The 1,159-nt window shown below is 65.7% G+C and carries 2 protein-coding genes; both read right to left on the bottom strand.

All coding sequences use genetic code 11. The features are described from left to right. Window positions 1-931 (bottom strand): SCO6880 family protein (locus tag J1M87_RS26530; RefSeq protein WP_374222425.1); only part of this gene is annotated, 931 nt, incomplete at its 3' end. Beyond that, window positions 928-1,159 (bottom strand): hypothetical protein (locus J1M87_RS26525; protein ID WP_206492676.1); only part of this gene is annotated, 232 nt, incomplete at its 5' end. The genes J1M87_RS26525 and J1M87_RS26530, both read right to left, overlap by 4 nt.

The following is a 1,159-nucleotide window of genomic DNA, read 5'->3' as shown; positions in this document are numbered from 1 at the left end:
GTTCGAGATCGTCCAATGCGGCCGGGGTGTAGGCGTGTTTGACGAACGAGACGATCTCGTCCGAGGCGAGCAGTCGCGGGTTGAGCTGTGCTTCGTTGAGCACGGTCAGGACACCGCCGATTCGGCGTGCCAGTTCCTTGATCTGCTCGCCCGGGTCCTTTCGTCGGCTCGCGGTCGCGGCCCGGTAGGTGATGGCCACCCGTGCCCACAGTCGCGGTGTGCCGGTGGCGAGGTATTCCGCGGACTCGAGCATCATGCGTGCGGGGAGTTCTCCGCCGTAGAAACCGTCTTCGTGGGCCATCGACCGCACTTCGCGGCGGAGCCGGTTGCCGGACTCGGGGCCGTTCTCGATCACGACGGTGACACCGTCGACGTCGCCGGTCTGGGAGATGAAGTTGACCGCCGCACCCCAGGAGAACACCGAATTGTCGACTGCGTCCTGGTCGATGGCTTCGTTGCCCTGGGGCCAGCATTCGATGACGATGGTGAATTGGTGGGTCTTGGGCATCTCGATGACCCCGAACTTCTGCCGGGACTGATGTTGGACCCAGCCGTCGTGCAGGACGCTGTCGTAGAGCACGCCGGGCAGGCGGTTGGTGCCGCCGGGAACGCGGGAGAAACGTCCGGAGAGGTACAAGTTCTCGCCTTTCGACAGGTGGATCAGCCACTGCACGGACAGGGCGATCCACTGGTAATAGGTTTTGCGTTGGAACCGCAGAATCAGCGGTAGCGCGGTGATGGCCATGACGCCGATGAAGGCGAGGGCGTAGAGCTTGTTGTCGGCGATCGAGAGCACGCCGACACCCATCAGGGCGCAGCCGAAGAGGTAGACGCTTGCGGCGATGTTCAGGCCCAGTAGGAACGATTCCTTCGGGACGGGGCCGATCACGTAGGTCTGGCGGCGACGCATGGGTGCGCTGGTGGTGCTCACTTCATGACCTCGTTCGTTGCGAAGGGACGGCCCGGAACATCGCCGGCGATGTCTTGGGCCATGGAGTCGAGGGAGTGACTGCCGCGGGAGATCCCGGCGCGGGCGGACTGGACGCCTCCCGAGATCGACGGGATCCGCCGCCCGCCGCTGCGGCCTGCGAAGCTGCCCCGCGAGGGGCCGGTGCCAGCGCTCGATGTCCGACTGCGAGCCCCACCGCCACCGCCACCG

Source organism: Rhodococcus sp. KRD162 (genome assembly GCF_017168335.1).
GTDB lineage: Bacteria > Actinomycetota > Actinomycetes > Mycobacteriales > Mycobacteriaceae > Rhodococcoides.
The sequence above is the reverse complement of the archived record's forward strand: the minus strand, read 5'-3'. Positions and strand labels throughout refer to the sequence as shown.